This window comes from Pedobacter aquatilis (genome assembly GCF_030409415.1).
GTDB classification, from domain to species: Bacteria; Bacteroidota; Bacteroidia; order Sphingobacteriales; family Sphingobacteriaceae; genus Pedobacter; species Pedobacter aquatilis.
The window spans coordinates 206,364-228,654 of record NZ_JAUFPW010000036.1; the positions used below are offsets into that span (position 1 = coordinate 206,364).

Consider the following 22,291-nt stretch of genomic DNA (forward strand, 5'->3'; position numbering starts at 1 on the left):
CTTATTTAACCAATAAACCAATACAGCTTACTTTAAATTTTTCTGATAGTAATAGAATGTGCTCAAGCTTTTTCTTTGGTATTGGCTTCGGCTGATAAAGTTCAACATCATCGGTATCAAGCTTCTTATTTGCTTTAACATCATCATTAACATTCAAATTTTCTAATATTCTGGAGATAATTTCCTGCTCATAAATTGATATGCCCTTATCGAAAATATTTAATGAAGTGATTAGTGCATTTATCTGATAAATAATCAATTGAATATTATAAAAAGAATTCAGGTCTCCCCTTTTTCTAAACGGTTCCTGACTTGCAGAATCAATTCCTTCAGACAATGCAGATAAGCTCATGTTAGCATCTTTTCGAGACATCCTCAACAATGTTTCTTTATTCTCAATTTCAGAAATATCAGCTGTGCTTAATAAATAAGTTTTAGTAAAATTTATTGCCTGATTGATTTTATCACGAAGCTGCTTACTATCCCATATCGGGAATAATATTGATGCTAAAACAGCAATTAAACAACCTAAAATTGTAAAAAGAATACGCTCTTGAATAATGTGATCGAAATGCCCATGGTAACTCCCTAAAGTTAAAATAACCGCCGGAGTAATGAATAAAACACTTATTGTATAGTTTATCCTATTAAAAGAGAAGAAACCGAGCAATAAAAATACTGACAATGACAACAATATTGCAGGATTTTTTATGAAATAAATTAAGGCCAAACCGACAATTATACCACCCAAACTACCCGATAAGCGCTGCAAATTCCTACGCCATGTAACTGTAAATTTTGGCCTTGCTACAATTACCAATGTTAAAAATAGCCAATAACTGTATTTGCTAAGTGATAATTGGCTGATTAGCAAGAAACCAAAAAGAAAGCATAACGCAAGCCTTATAGAAAATCTAAAAAAAGGTGATTTAAAAGATAAATGATGCTTTAATGTTGATTTATCAACAGTAACAAAAGCTGGATAATTGGGCATTATACCTAAGTTTTCTGCCTGTAAATTTCTTGCAGTTGTATGTGTTCTTATTAACTCCAAAATATGAACTACAGCATCAGTATTAGCCACAAATTGAGATAAAATATCCTTTTGGTTTGGCGAAGCGTTTTCTTCTTCTATTCTTATTAAATCAATTAAATTATTGTATTTATGATTGCTGTAGCCAGCAAAATCAGATTTAACAGTGTGTACATTTCTTGCCAAATCTTCTAATTCAAAGGCTAGTAAATTTAAAAGCCTCGTCATTAAATCAAGCGAAGACTTTTTTAAAACCTCTCGTACAAGCCCATAATCGTAATGCACAGCATTTAATTGCTCATACAAATCGATTAATAATAAAGCTCTACCTAATAAAATCTGTCCGTTTTTATTGTCTGGAGACATAGCTTGCCTATCCGTTAACAGCAAATTCCGAATAAGTTCGTGTTTTTGATTTACTTTTATGTGTAGCTTAATAATTTCTTTCTGAGATGCATCAAAAGGAATTTGAACATCATAATTACTGGCTTTTGCCTTTAAAAAAACAGCGCTACTCATTATGCATTCAAAAATTGCATGATTTAAAGAGCGATAGGGAAAAACTAAGATTTGCAGCAAGCTTATTAAGTAGTACCAAACACCACCAATAAGCATATAAAAGCTAAAATTAACCGGGTTTTTAGGGTGAAGTCCCATTACAAAACAGCACACTACAAGTGCCATTGTACCAATTATACTAATTCGATTGCCATACACCGCAAACATAGAAAAACCAAATGCAGCCAACGTCATAACGGTGGCAAGCAATAATGTAGAGGACAAAGAAAGCGAGATAATTATTGTTGTAAGGAAAAACACAACAATACCATAAAGTGCAGTTCTAAATTTGTTAAATTTATTATCTGGAAAATCCGTTAAGCTTACCAATAAAGCGCCTACTCCTATTCCAGATGCTAATTCTGGTTGCTTAAGCCAATAAAATATTACTATTGGCAGAACGATTGTAATTGTATTTCTCAGTGCATCAGAAAAGTATTCGCCTAAGAAGAAATAAATTATATTAAGACCGAAAGATTTTTGCTGGCTAGAATCCAAAAACGAATGATTATTAAGGCAGCAAAAGTAAGACTAAACTCTCATTAAATTTTAATAGAATGATTTTTTTACGCGTTAATTATTTAATTTCGCATCATAATTAGCAATACTCAAAAGAAATATCTGAAACGCTTAAAATTTAAGTGAATAACTGGGCCAGTAAACTTATCACGGTTAATCAAAACAAGAATATTAAGATTAAATGCTCATGAATGCATAAACTGTAGCAAAGAAATAAAGTAAAATTGGGTAATGCTATTGATGATTAGCCATAAGCGAATTACTGCGCCAGCCAAAAAGAATAGTTATCAGGACCTAAAAAATAAGTTAACGTAATTAATGCAATAATTAAGCTTATAGGCCAGATAAATGATAATTTATCTTTTGGCGTATCGATAGTTAACCTTTGAAATTGTGAGTTACGCTTTGACATATCTAGAGAATTTATATCATAACCACATTTAGGCAAAAATGTTTTAAAAAAGCCACTGAAATATTTTCAGTAGCTTTTTTAGTCATTAATACTGAAATTAATCATTATGTCCTGCACTGGTTTCAAAGCCAAAAAGTGCTAATTTAACCGGGCGGGCAGAAACTTTATGTTTTATAACAGCACTAAAATCAGTTAAACTAATTTGGGCAACTTCTCCACTTGCAGGCAAAGCGATGTAAGCAAATTTAGCAGTTGCCTCTAAAACTGGCTTGTAAGTATCGGTAGCAATTACAGCCGAAATTACTGTTCCTTCCTTAATAAGTTTACCTGTCGATAATTCGTAAATTCTTAATTTACCGTCTAAAGTTAAAATCAACAAATTTTTACCAGCATAATCAACTTTACACTGGAAAGCATCAGCACCTGTGTAAATCGGAGCAATTTTGTTATTAACGATATCAATCGAATAAGCACCCTTAGTGGCAACATAACCGATAAATTTATCAGCTGCATCTGCATACAAAATAGTTGCTAAGCGAAATGCGCCAAAACCGTCAGGATTTGCAATTACCTTTTGTGTACCAGAAGAATTTACAACCAGAACGCCCCCTGCTGTTGCGGCAGCATTTGTAAAACCACCAAAAACTGCGTTTATACCATCACTTGCATTACCATGAATATTACCAAAATCTACTTTTGATTGGTGAATTGTTCTACCATCCTTATCAATAATTATTGCTTTAGTAGGCGATGCGCTTGCTGTAGCAGCTGTTGTAACCGCAATAGTACCATTATCAAAATTAGCCATAGCACCATGATGCGCTAACAAGCCTGCGTTTATGGTTTTAAATTTTGCATTCGCAGTATTAAAATCAGCTTCTTTACCTAAACTTAAAGTTCCATCCGCATCGTTAAAAATTAGGGATTCATCTTTTGAACTTTTAAAGTGTGTAGGTTTTAATCCTGTTGATGTAATCGAAGCCCATTTTGGTAAACCTGCAACATCTACATGGTCGGTGTGGCTAGCTAAACCGCTATCAAAAACTTCTACAAGGTTTTGGCTTTGATACAAAACATTCGCGTATCTACCACCCGCAGTTCCATAAAGGTTTGCTAATGGAAATTTAGCATCATAAAAAGTAATAGCTGCATTAAAAGGATCGATTTGAGTTAATTTGCTCGACAGCTCATCAGCCACGAGAACGCGAACAAATTTAAATTCTTTTTTGGCATCCGGTGTTTCGGGTTGTGGTTCGTTGTTATCTTTTTTACAAGCTGCAAAAGCTGCTGCGATTACAAAAAGAAGTGTGGCTTTTTTAAAATAGTTGTTTAACATGATTTGATTTTTATAATATGAATGATTAATTATTGAACTTTTATACTGATGCCTTTAATACTTTGCCATCCGGCTTTGTCTGTAAGGCGAATTAGAAAATGATAATCGCCTGGGTCAACATCGGCCGGGACGGTAATTTCTTCACTTATACTATAAGCTTTTTGTCCCGCTGGAATATTCAATGTTTTGATTAGCAAATAGGGCTTTACCGGACTTTTAATCGGTTCCATGTTACATTCACTAACTTCTGTACTATGCGAATGATGATCGAAATTATGGTGAATATCAATGCTTGATGAACCCAACTCAACGTTATCACTGAAAGCCGCTTTGAACAAAAACTTCTCCCCCCTTTTTATCACACTACATTGTTTCGGGAATGCGGCAGCTGTGCTTACATCAATTACTGGGTAAGTTGTATCTACTTCTTCGGTTTCCTTTTTACAGGAAGAAATGAGCAAGGCAAAGCCCAGGCAAAAAATTGCGAATTGTTTTTTCATAAATAAATGATTTGATAAGTGATTTAATGTCAGATTTTTACGCCCGACCGATTTGAATTAATTAATTTCTACAGGTATTTCGATATATTGATAAAAACTGATATTATAAGTGGAATTTTTGTAAACAACGCCAAAATAATATGTGCCCGATTCCCAGATTTTCGCACCCGAAATTGCATTTGGTGTAGGGAAATTATTGTCTTGTGTACCACCAACAATCATATTAGGCCAGTTTCGGGTAGTTATATTGGTAACAGCATCGAATGTTGAGTTTGAAAAAAAATCAGTTTTTGTCCAACCTTTATGTTCTACAACATCATACACAATAGCTTTAGTAAAATCTATTTTATCTATTGATTCAGGGCGATGATTATGCTTTTTGTTGATAAACAAAATGTACATTTTACCATCACCTTTTACATTTGATATGGTAACTTGAGCATGTATTAAATCGTCCTTTTTTAATTTTGAACCGTTAACAATAAATGCACCAGTACGATAAAAACGAGCATTGTTTGAAAATACATTAAAAATACTTGCTGTAGGGTTAACAGGGGCATTTGCCTCGCTATAAATGGTTATAGATTTTTTTAATTCAAATCTTTTACCATCCTGCTCATTTACTATAATTACAAAATCATACTTACCTTCAACAGCATCGTTTGGTATAGAAAAATGCTTGTGCACACTAGCATTTTTCGCACCTTTGTACTGGTCCCAAACTACTTCATACTTCCAGGGTTTTAAATATGTTTCGCTGCCTTTTGGTAAAATTTTCACCTCTATGGTTTCAAGTTTATCTCCAGCCAAAACATCAGCATTAAAATGAAAATCCTTACCAAGGATGCCGATTTCATTGTTATTCAAACCAATTTCCAGATTTTCAATTGTGGCAATTTTATCATCCTGATTATCTTTTTTGCAAGCACTCATTATACTTGTAGTCAATAGAATTGTGATTAGTATTTTTTTTGTTTTCATATGAGTATTCGATAAATTATTTTGATGAGTTTTCTCTGATGGAAAATGGAATGTTTAGCGAGAGAATTAGATTATGACCAGCCTCGGGCAATTCTATTAACCTGTAAAAGCTTGTGTGATTAAGGTATTTTTTATCTAAAAGATTTTGAGCCTGAAGATTTACCGAGATTGCTCTGCCGCCAACATCGATTTTTGTACCAGCTTGAATATTAATAATGCCATAACCATCTGTTTTTTTCTCAGGCGGAACAATATTATCCTGTCGTGATGTTAAACGATAATCTATTGATAAGTAACTTTCTTTAAATTTTGAACCAAAATCCTTATTGTATGATAGATTTATCAAAACCGATGGTGGTGGAGAAAACGGCAACACGTAACCTTTTTTATCTCCAGAAAGTTGTTTTGCAAAAAGATATTCTGCCAAAGCCTCAACCGAGATATTTTTAATAAGATTTGCCTTAATCTGAAACTCAGCTCCATAACGCATCACCTTGCTCTGCGCATATTCGAAAACCTGGTTTCCGGCACCATAATCGTAATCGTGCAATGCCGTTGGATTTAAATAGATGTAATTAGGAAAATAATTATAGAATGGACTAAAATTGATTGATAAACTTTGAGTTTTATAGCTTAAACCAAAATCTGCCTGATAAGATATTTCTGGTGATAAATTTGGATTTCCTTTTTCGTAACTGAAATAATGATAATTAACGCCGTTCGCACCTAATTCTTTCGCTATTGGCATTCTAAAACTTTTACCCAAATTCCATTTAAGCGAGAATTTTCCTCTGTTGAAATTCATTCCGACTGAATAAACAAAACTGTTGAAATTCCTTGTCAAATCATTTGCTCTGGTTAAATATTGGTCAGTTTCCATTCCGTTAATTGCAACCGGAGATAAAAACCAATCGTTGTATTTATCCATCGAAATATGACCAAAATCATATCTTAAAGCGCCAAGCAATAAAATTTCATCAGTGATTTTGAACTTATCATAAATAAAAGCACCTAGGGTAAACTGCCTAAAAGCCGGAACTAAAAAACTCCAACCGCTAATTTTATTGTTTTGGTATTCGGTATTCAAACCGAAATTTAATTCGTGTTTCCCAATGCTTACTAAATCTTTAAAATTGGCTGCGAAAACACTTTTATCAAATTCTCGCTCTAAATATGATGGCACATTACGGTTTGATGGATAAATTGGCGGCATATACCCATGATTCACGTAAGGGCTAAATTCCTCACGAAAATTGTGTTGAAAACCTAAGTCAATTTTAAAATGGTGCAATCCAATCCGAAAATCAGTTCGATTAATAATTTTAAAATGATTAACCTGTTGGCTTGGCGTTAAAATATCATTTGATGATGCATCATGCAGGTTAACATCTACCCTTCTTGGTTCTAAACCATGTGCATTTGCAAAAAATCCGCTTTTACTATTAATGTTGCTGAAGTAGAAAACGGAACGAAATTTCTCATTTACGTATCCTGCGCTCAAATTAAGGTCTGTTTCTCCCCCGGCAGTATTTCTAAGGAAACCATCTTTTAACGCAACGGCATAATCGTAAACATATACAGAATCCGTAGGCACTTTATAATCACTATACTTTTGATAAGTTACCCTCGAATCGAAAAACCAATTTTTGTTTCGCCCATATAAATTGACAGATGTACCATAAAATGCATTGTTGGATTTACCAGTTAAATCAACACTTCCACCAAGTGAATTGGCCGGAGGAAGTAAAGGCGGTTTCGTATCGATAATACCGGCAATAGCATCAGAACCATAAGCAAAAGATGCTGAACCTTTTATAATTTCAACTTCCCGGGCAGCATACTGGTCTAATTCCAAACCATGATCTGCACCCCATTGCTGCCCTTCGTGTTTCATTCCTTTATCTATTACAACAACTCTGTTAAAGCCCATCCCTCTAATTAGTGGTTTAGATTGCCCGCTGCCTATGCCAATGGTTTTAACACCCGGAAGTCTTTCTAAAGATTTCATCAAGCTTCCACCCAAATTTTTCAACAAGAAATCACGCTTTATCGTTTCAATATTCATAGATTCTTCTTGCGATCTCCTTTCGGCAAAATTCTCCTTTATCTCAACCTCTGCCAGTTGAAGAATTTTAGGCTTAAGCACCAATGTAAACGATGCAGAATCTTTAGAAACTGTAATCATTTTGTGTAATTTTTGATGATTGGTGTGGGTTACAATAAGTTCATATTTCCCCTCTGGAATATCTGGGAAAGAAAAATCTCCGCTCTTATCTGATTGAATTGTCTTTCCGATTTCGATAATAGTTATCGATACATCCGGAATTGAATTTCCATAAGTATCAATCGTTTTCCCAGATAGACGAAAGCTTTGCGCAAAAAGCGCAGAATAGCCTAACAAGCTGATGAACAGCAGGCACATTTTCTTCATTGTAAAAAATTGGCCGACAAAAAGGTATCAAAATCAAAAGATTAAGGTGCCAAGCGGATAGTAAATGATTATTTAAAAGCCCTGGTTTGGGGCAAAAGAATGTTATGCAGCTACTGGCGGACCTTTATTGGTAAAGCAATGAACTAAGGCTGAATAATTGCCGAGCAAATGCAATCCACCTTTAACAGGTTGAGAAATATCGACATTTAGTTCGGAAAAAATAAAATGCTGTACTAAAGCCGGACTTTTATGATGAACAAAATGATCGCAGACTTTACAATGTTCTGATTTTGTTATCGAGGTTTTATAACGAAAATCGTTACTACGACTTGCATTTTGGTGATGATGAAAACTTTGAAGTGCAATCATGCAGAAAAAAACCATCACAAGCGTTAGTGAAATTATTTTTCCTGCAAAAACTGATATAGATGTTCCCTTAGTTTTCAAATCGCAACAAAATTGCATTTAAATATTAAAGTATCCAAAATATTTTTTTTTAAAAGGAAAATTAAGGCTTGAAATATGTTAGAAACACTGCCTGTCGAGGTTTAATTAGGCTTTAAGTAACAAAAATATTAAGAACATAATTTATAAGTTGCTGTTATTCCACAAAACAGAGAATCACCCAAACTAGTTAAATATGTTTAGCAATAAAGGCACAGAAACCAGAATTTTGATTATAGGCGATCAAACGATTGTCATCAATAGAGATAAGGAAAACCCGATGAAGTTTCGGATACTGGTTGATAGTGCTTTTAGGGGATATCTTGAACATATATCTGGAAACTGGCAACTTTCGGAACAACATTCCATTAATGATGAGTTGCTATATAGAATAACTGAAACAGTTGCTTCGGCAAAAAGTGCTTAGTTTAAAGTTGCAGAAGTTTTTTATCTAATTAATTAGTTCGCAAATTTTTTCGACAAAGACTGCTTTGATGTTGCTGCCCGAAGTAGGAACAAACTCCCTCTCTTTTTTTTCTATGTGTCCGCTAAAAACGCCATCTATTCTAACTCTGTAAAGTTTTTCATTAGATTTTTCTCCGGTTAAAATTATAATTGTTCCATCAAAATTAATTATTCTGGTTTCGGTTTTTGTTATGTCTTTCATAGGCTTCGTGTAATTTTTACACTTATTAAACGTAGCTATTGAATTATAGTTTATAAAAAGATACAACAAGCCGGTGTAGGTTTTATTTTACAGATTAGGCAATATTTTCTAAATACCTTAAACCTCATCTTTCTTCCTGCTCGACACTAAAATATTTTCTTTATTTTCCATTTGTAAATAGCCTTCTCGGTAATACTTCTTAACGTATTTAAATTTAACTAAAAAGGATTGGTGACACCTCAAAAAATCCGAAGGGTGTTAATAAACTCTCGTATTCATTTAAGCCTTTCGACAATAAAATTTCGTGACCATTATTTAAGTAGAATGTTGTGTAGCCTTTATCGCTTCTGCAAAACGTAATATCCTCAATAGGAACCACTTCAATAAATTCTACACTTTTCAAAGCTATGCGTTTAGTTGCATCTAAACCCTGAGCCAGATAATAGTCTCTTGCAACGGCTAATTGTTGCTGCTCGAATTTCGCCTACTCGCGATGGTGAAAACATTTATTTAATAATGCGGTGAGTGATACCTCATCAATTGGTTTGAGTAAATATCCAAATGCACCTAAATTAAGGGCTTGTATATCATATTGATCGTATACAGTTAGGAAAACAACCTGAAAATCGTTAATTCCAACTTCATAGAAAAGATGAAAGCTATCCCCATCTCTTAAACGAATATCAGCTAAAATTATATCTGGTTTTAAAGCAGGAATTTCCTTCGCTGCTAAAGCAATCTCTGCCGAAGAACCAATTACTTCCAGGTAATCGAGAAGCGAGCCCTGAGAGCGCGGGAACAAAATTATCTGATTATTTCTTCTATGGATGGCATTGCAAGTTTTCAGCAATTGTGGGGAGTAAACCAGTTTGTAAAACGAGGGGAAGCCATATTGTCTATTTTACCAATGGATAAAAAAGCGGTTATTGGAAAAATGCTAGTTCCGGCAGTCAATTCTGGAAAGATTGTTAAAGGAGAAAAAGTTTTAATCAAACTAGATAACTATCGATACCAGGAATATGGAATTGTTGAGGGTTTTGTACAGAATATTTCTTTCACTCCTGATGAAAAAGGAACTTACTATGTTGATGTTTCGCTCCCAAAAGGATTACAAACTTCATACAACAAAGTTTTACCATTTGATAAGGAACTTAAAGGCAATGCTGAAATTGTAACGCAAGATTTAAGGTTAATCGAACGATTTTTTTACCAGATTAGAAAACTAACCGGTTCTTAAACGGATTAATAATCTCGTTTATAAACATTTTCCTATTGATTTTAAGAAATAACACCAGCATTATTTCTCCTTAAAACCTGATTAATTGTTTCTAAAAATTTAGGGAAGAAAACAGGTTTGACTAAATATTGGTCGCCACCAACACTAAATGCATTAAGTGCAAATTCATCGTAAGCGGTAACAAAAATTATAAATTTAACCTTGTTTCTTAAAATTTTCGCAACATCTATCCCAGAAATATCCATTCTGATATCTAAAAACAAAAAGTCTATATGATCATCTACATCAATTTCATGGATAGCGGTTAAAGCAGACTCATAACTTTTAAGAATCTTAAGTTTTGGAACTTTAGATATGTAACCTGTAAGGATATCAATAGACATCCTATCATCGTCTACGATTACACAGCGATATAATTTAGAGTTTTTCATTGAAGATTGAAACACTCTAAGTTATAAATTGTTCAGAAATAATTAAAAAAGTATAATAAATAATACAACCAAAACGATTAAAATTAATTAGTTTGCTTATTCTTCGTATTGCCAAGTTAACCCACCATCTACAAAATAACTCGACCCAGTTACGTAAGCAGCATCATCAGAAGCTAAAAAAGAAACAATTCCGGCAACATCTTCTGGCTTGCCTAAACGTTTTAAAGGAATATTATTTAATACATTCTTTAGCTTTTCTTTATCGTTTAGCAGAGATTTATTAATTGGCGTTTCAATTGCTCCCGGAGAAACGTTATTAATTCTGATGTTAAACTCTGCAAGTTCAATAGCCAAGTTTCTGCAAAGCATCTTCACTGCACCTTTACTTGCGCAATATGCCGCATAACCTGGAAAAGGTATTTCTTCGTGAACAGAACTAACATTTACAATTACTCCAGCAATTTTTTTATTGATGCAATAGTTTGTAAATGCCTGAATGCCAAAAAACAAACCTTTAAAATTTGTATTCATTACATCGTCATATTCTTCTTCAGTAATTTTCCAGAATGGATTTTTAATTTCCATGCCTGCATTATTAACTAAAACATCGAGGCTACCAAATGCTTTGATAGCCTCTGAGATTAATTTTTCAACGCCTTTTTTACTGCTGATATCTGCTTCAATAAAAACTGCTTCCCTACCCATTTCCTTTACTTCGGCAATAAGTTTTTCACCACGTTCATCAAACTTATGTCCGTTAAATATTACGTTAGCACCCTCCTGAGCAAACCTTAACGCACATGCTGATCCAATTCCCTGACTGCTTCCTGTTACTAAAACTGTTTTATTTTCAAATCGATTCATATTAAATAATGAGTTTATTATTTAAGGTTTAGAAAGCTTTTTTGTTTTAAATAAAATTTATCGATTAGTAATCAATTAAAATAAAAAAGCACATCTGCATTTTAACAAATGTGCTCAAATTTATATAGTGCAATGTTACTTTACCTTTTTCTGGAGTTCCTGAATATCAGCAAGATGTTTTTTTAAGGTTGGCAAAGTTCTATCCACAAAAGCTTTTAGCTCGTTATCTTTAAGCTTTTTACTTCCATCTTCAAAAAGCTTAATATCGTTTTTATGGTCTTTAACCATCGCATCAACATAAGCTCTATCAAAATCCTTTGCTTCTTTTCTGGTTAACTCGTCTTTTATTTTTAACTCATCTTTACCTACTGATGAAGGCAAAGTAATATTCTTTTTCGCTGCTAAAGCTTTCAATTCTTCATTCGCCATCGTGTGGTCTGCAATCATCATCGCTGCAAATTCATTAACTTCACTATTTTTAGTTTTTTGCTGAGCAATTATAGCCAAATCAACTTCGGCAATACCGCCATTTGCTGCTTTCACCACAAATTCAGCATCACTTTTATCTACATCAATGGCTATCGTATCCGGATTGTTTTTTGTGGTATCTATTTTTGCATTGTTAGCACTATCGGCAATTTTTGTACTTTCTGTTTTCGAGCCATTACCACAAGCCTGAATTAAAATCAGCGAAGCTGCCAAACATGAAATACTTAATAACTTTCTCATAAAGATTTTTTTAGGATATAATTAATTATCAATGGATTACTTAAATTACAACATCAAAATCGAAAGAAGGTTTGAGTTAAATCTGTTCCATAACCGGAAATTGCTTCATCCACATTTCTTTATAAATACCATTTTTTTTCAACAATGATTTATGGTTTCCTTCTTCAATCATCTCCCCTTTATTTAAAACCACAATTTTATCAGCATTAATAACTGTACTTAAACGATGCGCAATTAAGATAATGGTTTTGCCTTTTTCTCTTAGAATTGAAACTGCATTGTGAATATATTCTTCTGATGTAGAATCTAATGATGAAGTGGCCTCATCCAAAATTAAAATCTCTGGTTCTCGGTACAAGGCCCTCGCAATGGCTAATCTTTGCCTTTGTCCGCCAGAAAGTGTTGTGGCATTTTCACCTAAATAAGTTTGAAAACCTTGAGGCAGATTTTCTATAAAATCCAAAATATTTAACTGACTACAGATTTTAACAATTCGTTTCATATCAGGCTCCATCTCACCTACAGCAATGTTATCAATCACATTCCCGGCAAATAAATGAACATCCTGTGGAACCACGCCAACCAATTTCCTTAAACTTTCGTTAGTTAGATAATTGATATCAAACTCACCAATCATAATGTTTCCCGATTGCAGCGGATAAATATTTTGTAATAAAGAAAGTAAAGTAGTTTTACCTGAGCCACTTTCGCCCACTATTGCAGTAATTTTGCCTTTTTCAACCTTTAGGTTAAAATCTTCGAAAACGGTTACACGAGTTCCATACCGGAAATTAACATGCTTAAATTCGATATCGCCAAGCATATCTGGCGTAAATTCGGTACGATTTTCGGTACTTTCCCTTTCCAAATCCATAATCTCGAAAAGCCTGTCGGCAGCAATTCTTGCATCCTGGAAAACTTTATTCATACCGATTAATCCAATAACTGGCCCGGTAAAATATCCAATAATGGCATAAAATGATAAAAGCTCGCCTGGTGTAATTAAATTTTGAAGCACAAAACTTGCACCCGCCCACAATAAAATAACCGAGAATATACTTGAAACAAAACTACTGGCATTACCAATCATCAAAGAGTTTGTACCTGAAGTATAAACGGTTTTCAGCAACTCTACAAACCGAATTTCAGTTTTAAGGTTGGAGAAATTTTCCAATCCGAAACGCTTAATTGTACTAACGGAGTTTACCGATTCTACCAATTGGTTTTCCAAATCGGCACTTTTTTCCATCAATTTACGCTGTGTGCTTCTGTTTAACTTATTTGAGAAATAATAAATTATCGCATATAATGGAATAACAATCAGCATGATCAATGCCAGTTTCCAGTAATAGGTAAACATCAGCGCAAAAGAGAATATCAGGATAAATATGTTTACGGCAAAGCCGATTAAAACATCATTTATAAAAGCCCTGATTTTTACCGCATCGTTCATTCTCGAAATAATTTCACCCACACGCATCGTATCAAAAAACTGTTGCGGAAGTTTCAGCAAATGCTTATAATAGCCTAAAATTAATCGGGCATCAATCTGCTGACCAGTTTTAATGGTAAGTAAGGTTTTGGCGTAATTGATAAAAATTTGTAATAGAATGATGATTATCATTACTGTTCCCATCAAATTAAGCAAGTTTGTGTTACCCTCGGGTAAAACGTTATCAACTATCTTTTGAAGAAAAATTGAGGAAGATAAACCTAGAATTGTATAAAAAACTGCACCTATTAAAACCTGAATTAGTATGGATTTATGGGGCATCAACAAATATAAAAACCTTTTTTCAAGCGAGATTCTTTCCGTTCCAGCGGTAAAATCATCACCAGGCAACAGCATTAATAAAACGCCAGTCCATTTTTGCCTAAATTCATTATGGGTTAGTTTTTGCATTTCTCCGTAGGCTGGGTCCATAACCTCTATATAATCAGAATGGATGGCATAAAGCACAACGTAGTGCGGTAAATTATTTTGAATAACGTGTGCAATAACAGGCAATGGAATGCTGAATAAGTTATCGTAATCGGCTTTAACACCTTTTGCCGAAAAACCTAACCTACTGGCCGCTTCAATTAAACCTAAAACATTTGTACCTTTTTTATCTGTAGATGCATACTGCCTTATTCTGGCAATTGGCATATCTAAACCATAATGAATGGCAATAGAAGCCAAACAAGCTGCTCCACAATCGGTAACATCGTGCTGTTTTATAATGGTTCTTTTAGCTTGCTTGCCCGAAGAAAATTTAGCCTTTAGGCTGCTAAAAAATGTATTTAGTTTCATAAGCTGGTTGTCTGTATCTCTTTAGCATCTGGAATAACATTTGGATTCAGCCAATCATCAGCCTTATCATAAAGCAGTTGGAAAAGTGTACGTCTGGTTACAAAAAAGCGGGCTTGCAAAGTCATGCCTTTTTTAATTTTACCTACATAACCATTTTTTAAGTTCAAGCTATTTTTATCGAGCAGACAACGAACCTTGAAGAAAGGCTGGACACCGTTCTGCATAAAAATATCATTTGATATGGAAATGATTTTCCCAGTGGCCATCCCCCATTCGTTGTAATTGTATGCATCGATTTGAAATCTGGCTTTTGTACCAATCTTTAACAATCCAATATCTTTCGGCTGAACGTAGGTTTCTGCAATTAAGCCAGAATCGGGAGAAATTTCACCAAGAATTTCATTTGCGGAGATAGAACTTCCAGGTTGAATACCCTTTAATTCTTGCACAGTTCCAGTTAGTGGAGCCTTAATGGTGTAAAATTCCTTTTCCTCTGTATATTGTTTATCTTTTGTATCAAGTTGTTGATTTTGAATTCTTAGCTGATTAAGTTCAGTTTGCCACTTACTTCCTTGTTCTTCGCCAATTAAAGATAATTCGTTAAAAACATTGTCTTTTTTAAGCTTAACTTCATCATATTCTACTGCAGAAACCGCTTTCCTTTTATATAGGTAAGCAAAACGTTCAAAGTTTTTAAGTGCAAGCTGGTAACGTGCTTTCGCCTCGCTAACTCTTTGCATAAAATAGCTGTATTGCTGTCCATAAACGCCAGACTTTAACGGCAGTTTTTTCGACCAATCATTTCTTCTATAAGCATTTATTAGCAAACCTAAATCATAAAGCTGGTCTTCAACATCTGTTTGTTGAAACTGATTAAGCTCATCCTGGCTTTCTATGTTCTCCTTTTTAATGGTAAGTAAAACCTGACCAGCCTTAACATGCATGTTTTCTTTGATAAAGAGAGAATCTACCCTGCCCGCAACCAAAGGTTTAATCTCATTACGCTCGGCAGTTGGCCTAAACAAACCAGTACTTTTAACATTTACATCTACCTTAATTAAAAAAATAGAAAGAAACGCCACCATTAGGGTAACCAGTAAAACCTGATAGATTATTTTAGTTCTTGAGTTATGTGAATGAAAATGATATTCGGCTGTATTTTCAATAACTTCTTTCGGAAATATATATTTTTCGCTATCCATATCTAGAAATTATATACGAAAACGAGCGTATTTAGTTTTAGTATAAACAAAAAAGAACCGAAATAACGGCTCTTTTTAATTATAAATAATTAAGTTATAATCATTTTCCAAATCCATAAAATGATGAATCGAGATTGATATCGTTACCAATTGATATTTCTGTAACGTTGTGATGACTGCCATAAGAGCGCTCGAATTTTAGCGCTAATAAATTTTCAGTAGAACTGCTTGCAGATATCCCTGAATTATAGGAATTATCACCACCATTTATTTCGAGTAATTCTGCATTTGATAAATTTTTCATAATTCGAAGTTTTACTTTTGTTCACTTTTGAATCCAAAAAAAGGTCCTGAAATATCAGGACCTTTTTATAATTGAGGTTTTAATTCAAATTAGCTGGTTAGGCTTTGGAATAATCCTTGTAAGCTTCCACCAATGTTATTCCCTAAAGAGAACGAGGTTTTACTCGATTCATCTCCGTCTTGGGTTTCGTTAGAGAATGATAATAAATTACCAATTCCAATTGAACCTAATAATCCACCTGAATTTGCTGAATCATTACCACCTAATAAACCACCACCGTTGATTTCTTTCATTTCGTTTAAATTTAACTCTTGAAGTTTCATAACGTTTTCTAATTTTAATAATGCCTACTCTATTTGAGGTTTTCGGCTAACCCTGCATCACTTGCGCAATGTTAATATAGAAACGATGTAAACTTCATTTAGGTTTTCGCAAAAGGCTGATTAGCAACAACTCAGCAGAATACATTAAACGGTTTAGTTGTTCCTTCTTTCGCAATATTTTATAATCTGGAGCGTTTTCGCGGGCGTAGGTACATTTAATAAATACTAACATTATTAGCAGAAATCACAGAAACATTGTATTTTTGGCATTGTGCGCATGTTTCCAGCGTTAACTTAATCATCAGAATATATTGGCACATCAACATCAGCTTATTTTAGATTTCCTTAAAAGTACAAACCAACCTATTTTTTTAACTGGTAAAGCTGGTACGGGGAAAACCACTTTACTTAAATACATAAAGGAAACTACCGATAAAAATTACGCAATTGTTGCGCCAACAGCAGTTGCAGCTATAAATGCTGGTGGTGTTACGCTTCACTCCTTTTTCCAAATTCCTTTCGGTCCAATTATTCCGGATATGGAAACCAGTGATGATGTACGATATTCTGTAGAGAAAATAAAACTCCTTAAATGTTTAGAACTATTAATAATTGATGAAATTAGTATGGTTCGTGCAGATGTGCTTGATTATATTGACATCGCTTTGCGCAAAACAAAAGCCATTAACAGACCATTTGGTGGTGTGCAGGTTTTAATGATTGGCGACCTTTATCAACTTTCTCCCATTGCTCACGACGCTTGGCATATTTTAAAAAATTATTATTCTAGTCCGTATTTTTTTGATAGCAGAGCGATACTTTCAACCCAACTGATTACTTTTCAGCTTGATAAAGTTTACCGTCAATCAGACCCAACGTTTCTTGATATATTAAATGGAATAAGGGAAAATACTTTAAATGATGAATTGTTAACAAAGCTTAATGAGCGTTATGATGAAAATCTAACCGATATCCGCAAGGAAGAATACATAACGCTTACCACACACAACAATCAGGTAACACAAATTAATCAGGAGTATCTTGAGAAGTTAGATGGCGAAACCTTCCAATTTACGGCAAAAGTAACCGGCGATTTCCCCAAAGATGCTTATCCTGTTGATGAAGTTTTAGAACTTAAAATTGGTGCAAGGGTAATGTTCATCAAAAATGATTCTTCTGGCAAAAAATTATATTATAATGGAAAAGCCGCGATTGTTAAGGCAATAGATGGCGATACGATTAAGGTTGTTTTCGATAATGATAGTGTGGAGCTTGAAATTGATAGAGAGGAATGGCAGAATGTAAAGTATAATCTCGATGGTGAGAATAAAATCAGTGAAGTAAATACAGGTTCATTTACGCAATTTCCGTTTAAATTGGCTTGGGCAATTACGGTTCATAAAAGTCAGGGATTAACTTTTGATAAAGCTATTGTTGATGTAAGTTCATCCTTTACCCATGGGCAAGCTTACGTGGCTTTAAGTCGTTGCAGAAGCTTGGAGGGACTTATTTTAAAATCGCCCCTAAAACAAGAAAATATTATTACTGATGATAAGGTAATCCGTTTTACTAACAATGCCGTTCTAACCAAACCTAGTGTAGAAACTTTAGCGCAATCATCAATAAATTATGAGTGGAATCTGATACATGATTTACTCGATTTTAGCGCTTTGGCAAAAAACTGGCTTTTGTTAAAAAAATCTTACTTTCCGAATAACCATGAAAACACCGTATTTCATGATATTATCGAGCAGATAGCTAAACCTTTAGAAAGTGAGATTATTGCAATTGGAGATAGATTTATCAAAAAAGAATTGGCTGAGTTTTCAAAATTAAGCCCTGTTGTACAGAATTCTGCTTTGATTGATAGGTTATCGAAAGCTTCGCTTTATTTTATCCCAAAATTGAAATCTGTACTCGATTTTGCAGACAAGTTTAACGACATGAACGTTTATCGGGATGAGAGAGCCGAGAAAATATTAGCTCGCATTAGCGATTTAATTAACGATTTGAATGTAAAATCAGCACTCTTCAAAATCTCATGGAGTAATTTTTCTGCGGATGAATTTGCCAAAGCTTACCATAAGGCAGGTAGCAATTATGAGCCTATTCAAACCGGAAGAGTTAAAAAAGTAATAGAGCAACCTAAAGAAATTGTTAATCAGCAACTCTATAACGAACTTATCTTTTTAAGGAAAAAGATAAGCGAACGAAGAAATGTACCGGAACATAATGTGCTGTCTGAGCAAACTTTGCAAACCGTTGCCGCCAAATTACCCAAAACTACTGAACAACTTGCTGCAATAAAAGGCATTGGCGTTGGTAACGCAGTAGAAATTGGTAAAGATATTTTGAAATTGGTTAATGGTTATTTAGGAACCTCTGAATTGTTTTAAAACGGATATAACTGATTCAGTTTAGTAGACGCGTCATTTCAAGGCATAGCTTGTTTTGATACTTCGGAAAAGCAATCTTTATCATCAGATTGCTTTATGCCTATTAATTATTTTGAGGTTAAAAACAATTTTCCTTTTTAAAAGCGCAAAACCTGTGCTCATCGGTTACAATACTCCCGCCACCGCTTCAAGTCCTCATTTCGCTACGCTACATTCCGGGCTTTACGCTATGTCGGGGCTATTTTATCTAGGCTTTTGCAAGAAAGTCAAACCGTGTTCAAATAGATACAAAGGCCTAACTCAATCGTCATTGCGAGGCACGAAGCAATCTTGCAACTATAAGTTTGTTATCAATCGCATTAATATTGCTTCGTGCCTCGCAATGACGGAAAAAGTATATTTCTATGCTTTTATCAAAGGATTTTTTTCCTTCGCAAACAAATCAAAAACCTTTTTATCTACAAATGCCGGAAAAAGCTTATTCATCCAAACAGCTAATTTTCCTTGGCCAGTCATTATTAATGTACGTTTACGTTGTTCAATTCCATCAGCAATAATGCTTGCCACCTCTTCAGATGTCATCATTTTGCCTTCATCCATACTGGTTTCACCATGTGCAGCGCCATCTTTAGCTAACGCTGTAACGCGAATATTTGAGGCTGTAAAACCCGGACAAGCTAACAAAACATTTACGCCTGTTTTTAAAAGCTCTGTACGTAAAGATTCTATAAAACCATTCATTGCAAATTTCGATGCAGAATAACCAGTTCTGCCCGGTAAACCCCTGAAACCTGCAATTGATGAAACCCCAACAATAGTTCCTTTGGTTTTTAAAATCTCGGGCAAAGCATATTTTGTACAATAAACCGTTCCCCAAAAGTTTACATCCATCAAATTTTTAAGTACTGATAAATCTAAATCGTTAAATAAAGCACGCATAGATAAACCGGCATTATTAACCAAAATATCAATCTTACTAAATGAAACTAGCGTTTGTTTAATAATCAACTCACAATCAGCTTCTTTACTTACATCAGCCTGAACCGCAACTGCTCTGATACCGTATTTTTTTTCTAAATCAGCCGTTATTTCACAAAGCGTAACGTATTGACGGGCAGCCAAAACCAAATTTGCACCGCGTTTAGCAAATTCTTCTGCACAAGCTTTTCCAATTCCGCTAGATGCACCAGTTATTATGATTACTTTATCTTTCATTTAGTTATTAGCAAGTATGTAGTATCAAATATTTAGTATCAAGTATCAAGACATGTGGATACTAAGTATTATTATTATGTTGATGATTATTTATTAGCTTTTTAATCTTCGGACACCCGACCTCAGACTTTAAAACTACTTCATCATCGCAGTTTCATATGGTACACGAGTGATAATCGAACGTCCGAGGGTAATTTCATCGGTATATTCTAACTCGCCACCAAAAGCAATTCCTCTGGCAATTGTTGTAACCGGAACATTAAATTCCTTTAAACGTTTGTAAAGATAAAATAGCGTTGTATCACCTTCCATGTTTGGGCTTAGCGCCAAAATGATTTCAGTAATTCCTCCTGCAGCAACGCGATGAACCAAACTATCAATGTATAAATCTGCCGGACCAATTCCATCCATAGGAGATATTAAGCCGCCTAAAACGTGGTAAACTCCAAAATATTGACCTGTATTTTCGATAGCCATAACATCACGGGTATCTTCCACAACGCAAATCGTTTCTTTATCACGCTTGTGCGAAGTACAAATTTCGCAAATAGTGTGGTCTGAGATATTATAGCAGATGCTGCAGTTTTTAATTTGCTGCTTTAGTTTAATTATTGTATTTCCAAACTGATTTACCTCTTCCTGTTCTTTATTTAACAGATGTAAAACCAATCTCAAAGCTGTTTTCTGCCCCACACCAGGTAATTTCGAAAATTCGTTTACCGCATCTTCCAGCAGTTTGGATGAAAAATTCATGGTACAAAAATATGAAATTGTTATTTGGTTTTTTAGTGCTTTGGGTTTTTAGTTATTTTGTGTGGGAACGAAAAAACTAACAATCTAACCAACCATACAACTAATATTAATTTCTTACATTTATCAGCTTAAAACCAAATTATGTCACCAACCATTCTACTTTGTTTCCTAATCGGCTACTTTTTACTGCTAATTATAATCTCATTCGTTACCTCAAAAGATTCATCCGATAATAACTCCTTTTTTGTTGCCAATAGAAATTCGAAATGGTATTTAGTTGCCTTTGGGATGATTGGAACAGCACTTTCGGGCGTAACTTTTATTTCCGTTCCTGGAGAAGTTGGTGCACCCGCAGGTAATCAATTTCAATATTTTCAGTTCGTTTTAGGTAACGCAGTTGGCTTTATTATAATATGTACTGTGTTACTTCCGCTGTATTATCGAATGAATTTAACCTCAATTTACAGCTACATAGAAAAACGCTTGGGGCATTACAGTTATAAAACCGCAGCATCTATATTTTTACTGAGCCGTACACTAGGTTCTGCTACAAGATTGTATTTGGTAGTAATTGTTTTACAACGCTTTATCTTCGATAATTATGGCATTCCATTTTGGCTAACGGTATTAATTTCACTGGCACTGATTTGGTCTTACACCTTTAAAGGCGGTTTAAAAACAATTATTATTACCGATACTTTACAAACATTTTTCCTGGTTCTATCTGTTTTTTTAACGATTTACTTCATTTGCAACAGTTTAGATTTCAGTATCCCTCAAGCTTTTGAAACCATAAAAAGTAGCAGTTATTCGAAAATTTTCTTTTTAGATGATTTTTTAACCAATAAATGGTATTTCAGCAAACAGTTTATTGGAGGGATTTTCGTAACCATTGCAATGACTGGTTTAGACCAAGATTTAATGCAGAAAAACCTGAGTATGAGCACAATAAAAGAAGCTCAAAAAAACATGTTTACTTTTACCGGCGTATTTGTAATTCTGAATGTATTTTTCTTAAGTGTTGGCGCTCTACTATATATTTATGCAGCTAAAAATGGAATCGACATTCCATTAGATCACGCAACTGGAAAACCAAGAACGGATTTACTATTTCCTGAAATTGCATTAAATAACCTTGGTGCTGTACCTGCAATTATATTTATGTTGGGCTTAACTGCTGCAACATTCGCCACTACAGATTCTGCACTTACTGCCTTGACAACATCGTTTTGCGTAGATTTTTTAGGCATGGCGAAAAAAGAAAATATTGATGCTAAAGATGCAGTTAAAAAACGTCATACCGTTCACATCGCTTTTTCTATTTTGATGTTTTTGGTAATTATTGTGATTAACGCATTAAATAGTTCATCGGTTGTAAGTTTGATTTTCACCATTGCATCTTACACATACGGACCACTTCTTGGGCTTTATAGTTTTGGATTGTTTGTAAAAAAACGAGGTTTACATGATAAATTAGTACCGATAGTTTGCATTTTATCGCCTTTTTTATGTTACTTGCTTTCAACATACTCAACCCAATTATTGGGTGGGTACGTATTTAGTGTTGAGCTTATTTTAGTTAATGGCTTAATTACATTTATAGGTTTGCTTTTCATCAGCAAAAAAACTGATGCACAAACCAGATTTTAATATTAGAATACTT

24 protein-coding genes are annotated in these 22,291 nt (G+C 34.2%); 4 read left to right on the forward strand and 20 right to left on the reverse strand.

From position 1 onward, the window contains the following. Position 1: 1 nt before the first annotated feature. The 7 genes from QWY86_RS19215 to QWY86_RS19245 form a co-directional block, all read right to left on the reverse strand. Positions 2-2,089, reverse strand: coding sequence for an FUSC family protein (locus tag QWY86_RS19215; RefSeq protein ID WP_290244513.1), 2,088 nt, complete (start codon positions 2,087-2,089; stop codon positions 2-4). Positions 2,090-2,369: 280 nt separating this feature from the next. Beyond that, positions 2,370-2,522, reverse strand: a complete 153-nt coding sequence (locus QWY86_RS19220) for a hypothetical protein (RefSeq protein ID WP_290244514.1) — start codon at positions 2,520-2,522, stop codon at positions 2,370-2,372. 97 nt (positions 2,523-2,619) lie between these two features. Then, positions 2,620-3,858, reverse strand: a complete 1,239-nt coding sequence (locus QWY86_RS19225) for a hypothetical protein (protein WP_290244516.1) — start codon at positions 3,856-3,858, stop codon at positions 2,620-2,622. 29 nt (positions 3,859-3,887) lie between these two features. After that, positions 3,888-4,358, reverse strand: coding sequence for a DUF4625 domain-containing protein (locus QWY86_RS19230; protein ID WP_290244517.1), 471 nt, complete (start codon positions 4,356-4,358; stop codon positions 3,888-3,890). 57 nt (positions 4,359-4,415) lie between these two features. Further along, positions 4,416-5,339, reverse strand: a complete 924-nt coding sequence (locus QWY86_RS19235) for a DUF4625 domain-containing protein (RefSeq protein ID WP_290244519.1) — start codon at positions 5,337-5,339, stop codon at positions 4,416-4,418. A 16-nt stretch (positions 5,340-5,355) separates the two neighbouring features. Then, positions 5,356-7,770: a TonB-dependent receptor gene (locus tag QWY86_RS19240; protein WP_290244520.1), complete on the reverse strand. Its 2,415-nt coding sequence runs from the start codon at positions 7,768-7,770 to the stop codon at positions 5,356-5,358. 102 nt (positions 7,771-7,872) lie between these two features. After that, entirely contained in the window at positions 7,873-8,217 is a 345-nt protein-coding gene (locus QWY86_RS19245; protein WP_290244521.1) for a hypothetical protein, read from the reverse strand. Between the two features lie 193 nt (positions 8,218-8,410). Here QWY86_RS19245 and QWY86_RS19250 point away from each other — a divergent pair, with 193 nt between their 5' ends. Then, on the forward strand, positions 8,411-8,641 hold the full coding sequence (locus tag QWY86_RS19250; protein WP_290244523.1) for a hypothetical protein: 231 nt from the start codon (positions 8,411-8,413) through the stop codon (positions 8,639-8,641). A 24-nt stretch (positions 8,642-8,665) separates the two neighbouring features. Here QWY86_RS19250 and QWY86_RS19255 read toward each other — a convergent pair whose 3' ends face one another. From QWY86_RS19255 to QWY86_RS19270, 4 genes are all read right to left on the reverse strand, one after another. Beyond that, positions 8,666-8,881: a hypothetical protein gene (locus QWY86_RS19255; protein WP_290244525.1), complete on the reverse strand. Its 216-nt coding sequence runs from the start codon at positions 8,879-8,881 to the stop codon at positions 8,666-8,668. A 117-nt stretch (positions 8,882-8,998) separates the two neighbouring features. Continuing rightward, the gene (locus tag QWY86_RS19260; protein WP_290244526.1) at positions 8,999-9,124 is read right to left on the reverse strand and encodes a LytTR family transcriptional regulator DNA-binding domain-containing protein; all 126 of its coding nucleotides are present in this window, start codon (positions 9,122-9,124) and stop codon (positions 8,999-9,001) included. Next, positions 9,096-9,284 (reverse strand): LytTR family transcriptional regulator DNA-binding domain-containing protein, encoded by a 189-nt coding sequence (locus QWY86_RS19265; protein WP_290244528.1) that lies wholly within the window; start codon positions 9,282-9,284, stop codon positions 9,096-9,098. The genes QWY86_RS19260 and QWY86_RS19265 overlap by 29 nt, the downstream gene beginning before the upstream one ends. 81 nt (positions 9,285-9,365) lie before the next feature. After that, positions 9,366-9,683: a LytR/AlgR family response regulator transcription factor gene (locus QWY86_RS19270; RefSeq protein WP_290244529.1), complete on the reverse strand. Its 318-nt coding sequence runs from the start codon at positions 9,681-9,683 to the stop codon at positions 9,366-9,368. A gap of 21 nt (positions 9,684-9,704) precedes the next feature. On the opposite strand from QWY86_RS19270, the gene QWY86_RS19275 reads away from it, so the two are divergent. Then, positions 9,705-10,118, forward strand: coding sequence for an HlyD family secretion protein (locus QWY86_RS19275; protein WP_290244530.1), 414 nt, complete (start codon positions 9,705-9,707; stop codon positions 10,116-10,118). A gap of 41 nt (positions 10,119-10,159) precedes the next feature. On the opposite strand, the gene QWY86_RS19280 is transcribed toward QWY86_RS19275, so the two are convergent. The 7 genes from QWY86_RS19280 to QWY86_RS19310 form a co-directional block, all read right to left on the reverse strand. Next, positions 10,160-10,549 (reverse strand): LytR/AlgR family response regulator transcription factor, encoded by a 390-nt coding sequence (locus QWY86_RS19280; RefSeq protein ID WP_290244531.1) that lies wholly within the window; start codon positions 10,547-10,549, stop codon positions 10,160-10,162. A gap of 96 nt (positions 10,550-10,645) precedes the next feature. Next, complete coding sequence (locus tag QWY86_RS19285) at positions 10,646-11,413, reverse strand: SDR family NAD(P)-dependent oxidoreductase (RefSeq protein ID WP_290244533.1); 768 nt, start codon at positions 11,411-11,413, stop codon at positions 10,646-10,648. A 135-nt stretch (positions 11,414-11,548) separates the two neighbouring features. Further along, entirely contained in the window at positions 11,549-12,142 is a 594-nt protein-coding gene (locus QWY86_RS19290; protein WP_290244534.1) for a DUF4142 domain-containing protein, read from the reverse strand. A gap of 76 nt (positions 12,143-12,218) precedes the next feature. Beyond that, positions 12,219-14,435: a peptidase domain-containing ABC transporter gene (locus QWY86_RS19295; protein WP_290244535.1), complete on the reverse strand. Its 2,217-nt coding sequence runs from the start codon at positions 14,433-14,435 to the stop codon at positions 12,219-12,221. Next, positions 14,432-15,637: an HlyD family secretion protein gene (locus tag QWY86_RS19300; RefSeq protein ID WP_290244537.1), complete on the reverse strand. Its 1,206-nt coding sequence runs from the start codon at positions 15,635-15,637 to the stop codon at positions 14,432-14,434. Before QWY86_RS19300 ends, QWY86_RS19295 begins: the two co-directional genes overlap by 4 nt. A 100-nt stretch (positions 15,638-15,737) precedes the next feature. Further along, positions 15,738-15,941, reverse strand: a complete 204-nt coding sequence (locus QWY86_RS19305) for a hypothetical protein (protein ID WP_290244539.1) — start codon at positions 15,939-15,941, stop codon at positions 15,738-15,740. An 89-nt stretch (positions 15,942-16,030) separates the two neighbouring features. Further along, entirely contained in the window at positions 16,031-16,264 is a 234-nt protein-coding gene (locus QWY86_RS19310) for a hypothetical protein (RefSeq protein ID WP_290244540.1), read from the reverse strand. A 311-nt stretch (positions 16,265-16,575) separates the two neighbouring features. On the opposite strand from QWY86_RS19310, the gene QWY86_RS19315 reads away from it, so the two are divergent. After that, entirely contained in the window at positions 16,576-18,660 is a 2,085-nt protein-coding gene (locus tag QWY86_RS19315; RefSeq protein WP_290244542.1) for an HRDC domain-containing protein, read from the forward strand. A 402-nt stretch (positions 18,661-19,062) separates the two neighbouring features. On the opposite strand, the gene QWY86_RS19320 is transcribed toward QWY86_RS19315, so the two are convergent. Beyond that, positions 19,063-19,875: an SDR family oxidoreductase gene (locus tag QWY86_RS19320; protein WP_290244543.1), complete on the reverse strand. Its 813-nt coding sequence runs from the start codon at positions 19,873-19,875 to the stop codon at positions 19,063-19,065. 135 nt (positions 19,876-20,010) lie between these two features. Beyond that, positions 20,011-20,628, reverse strand: a complete 618-nt coding sequence (gene recR / locus QWY86_RS19325; RefSeq protein WP_290244545.1) for a recombination mediator RecR — start codon at positions 20,626-20,628, stop codon at positions 20,011-20,013. Positions 20,629-20,769: 141 nt separating this feature from the next. On the opposite strand from recR, the gene QWY86_RS19330 reads away from it, so the two are divergent. Further along, entirely contained in the window at positions 20,770-22,278 is a 1,509-nt protein-coding gene (locus tag QWY86_RS19330) for a sodium:solute symporter (protein ID WP_290244546.1), read from the forward strand. Positions 22,279-22,291 lie beyond the last annotated feature (13 nt).

Coding starts and splice junctions, on each gene's coding strand:
- QWY86_RS19235 (WP_290244519.1), bottom strand. CDS start 5,339: ATGAAAACAAAAAAAATACTAATCACAATTCTATTGACTACAAGTATA.
- QWY86_RS19250 (WP_290244523.1), top strand. CDS start 8,411: ATGTTTAGCAATAAAGGCACAGAAACCAGAATTTTGATTATAGGCGAT.
- QWY86_RS19275 (WP_290244530.1), top strand. CDS start 9,705: ATGGATGGCATTGCAAGTTTTCAGCAATTGTGGGGAGTAAACCAGTTT.
- QWY86_RS19240 (WP_290244520.1), bottom strand. CDS start 7,770: ATGAAGAAAATGTGCCTGCTGTTCATCAGCTTGTTAGGCTATTCTGCG.
- QWY86_RS19290 (WP_290244534.1), bottom strand. CDS start 12,142: ATGAGAAAGTTATTAAGTATTTCATGTTTGGCAGCTTCGCTGATTTTA.
- QWY86_RS19310 (WP_290244540.1), bottom strand. CDS start 16,264: ATGAAACTTCAAGAGTTAAATTTAAACGAAATGAAAGAAATCAACGGT.
- QWY86_RS19320 (WP_290244543.1), bottom strand. CDS start 19,875: ATGAAAGATAAAGTAATCATAATAACTGGTGCATCTAGCGGAATTGGA.
- QWY86_RS19295 (WP_290244535.1), bottom strand. CDS start 14,435: ATGAAACTAAATACATTTTTTAGCAGCCTAAAGGCTAAATTTTCTTCG.
- QWY86_RS19285 (WP_290244533.1), bottom strand. CDS start 11,413: ATGAATCGATTTGAAAATAAAACAGTTTTAGTAACAGGAAGCAGTCAG.
- QWY86_RS19220 (WP_290244514.1), bottom strand. CDS start 2,522: ATGTCAAAGCGTAACTCACAATTTCAAAGGTTAACTATCGATACGCCA.
- QWY86_RS19300 (WP_290244537.1), bottom strand. CDS start 15,637: ATGGATAGCGAAAAATATATATTTCCGAAAGAAGTTATTGAAAATACA.
- QWY86_RS19255 (WP_290244525.1), bottom strand. CDS start 8,881: ATGAAAGACATAACAAAAACCGAAACCAGAATAATTAATTTTGATGGA.
- QWY86_RS19225 (WP_290244516.1), bottom strand. CDS start 3,858: ATGTTAAACAACTATTTTAAAAAAGCCACACTTCTTTTTGTAATCGCA.
- QWY86_RS19230 (WP_290244517.1), bottom strand. CDS start 4,358: ATGAAAAAACAATTCGCAATTTTTTGCCTGGGCTTTGCCTTGCTCATT.
- QWY86_RS19280 (WP_290244531.1), bottom strand. CDS start 10,549: ATGAAAAACTCTAAATTATATCGCTGTGTAATCGTAGACGATGATAGG.
- QWY86_RS19330 (WP_290244546.1), top strand. CDS start 20,770: ATGTCACCAACCATTCTACTTTGTTTCCTAATCGGCTACTTTTTACTG.
- QWY86_RS19305 (WP_290244539.1), bottom strand. CDS start 15,941: ATGAAAAATTTATCAAATGCAGAATTACTCGAAATAAATGGTGGTGAT.
- recR (WP_290244545.1), bottom strand. CDS start 20,628: ATGAATTTTTCATCCAAACTGCTGGAAGATGCGGTAAACGAATTTTCG.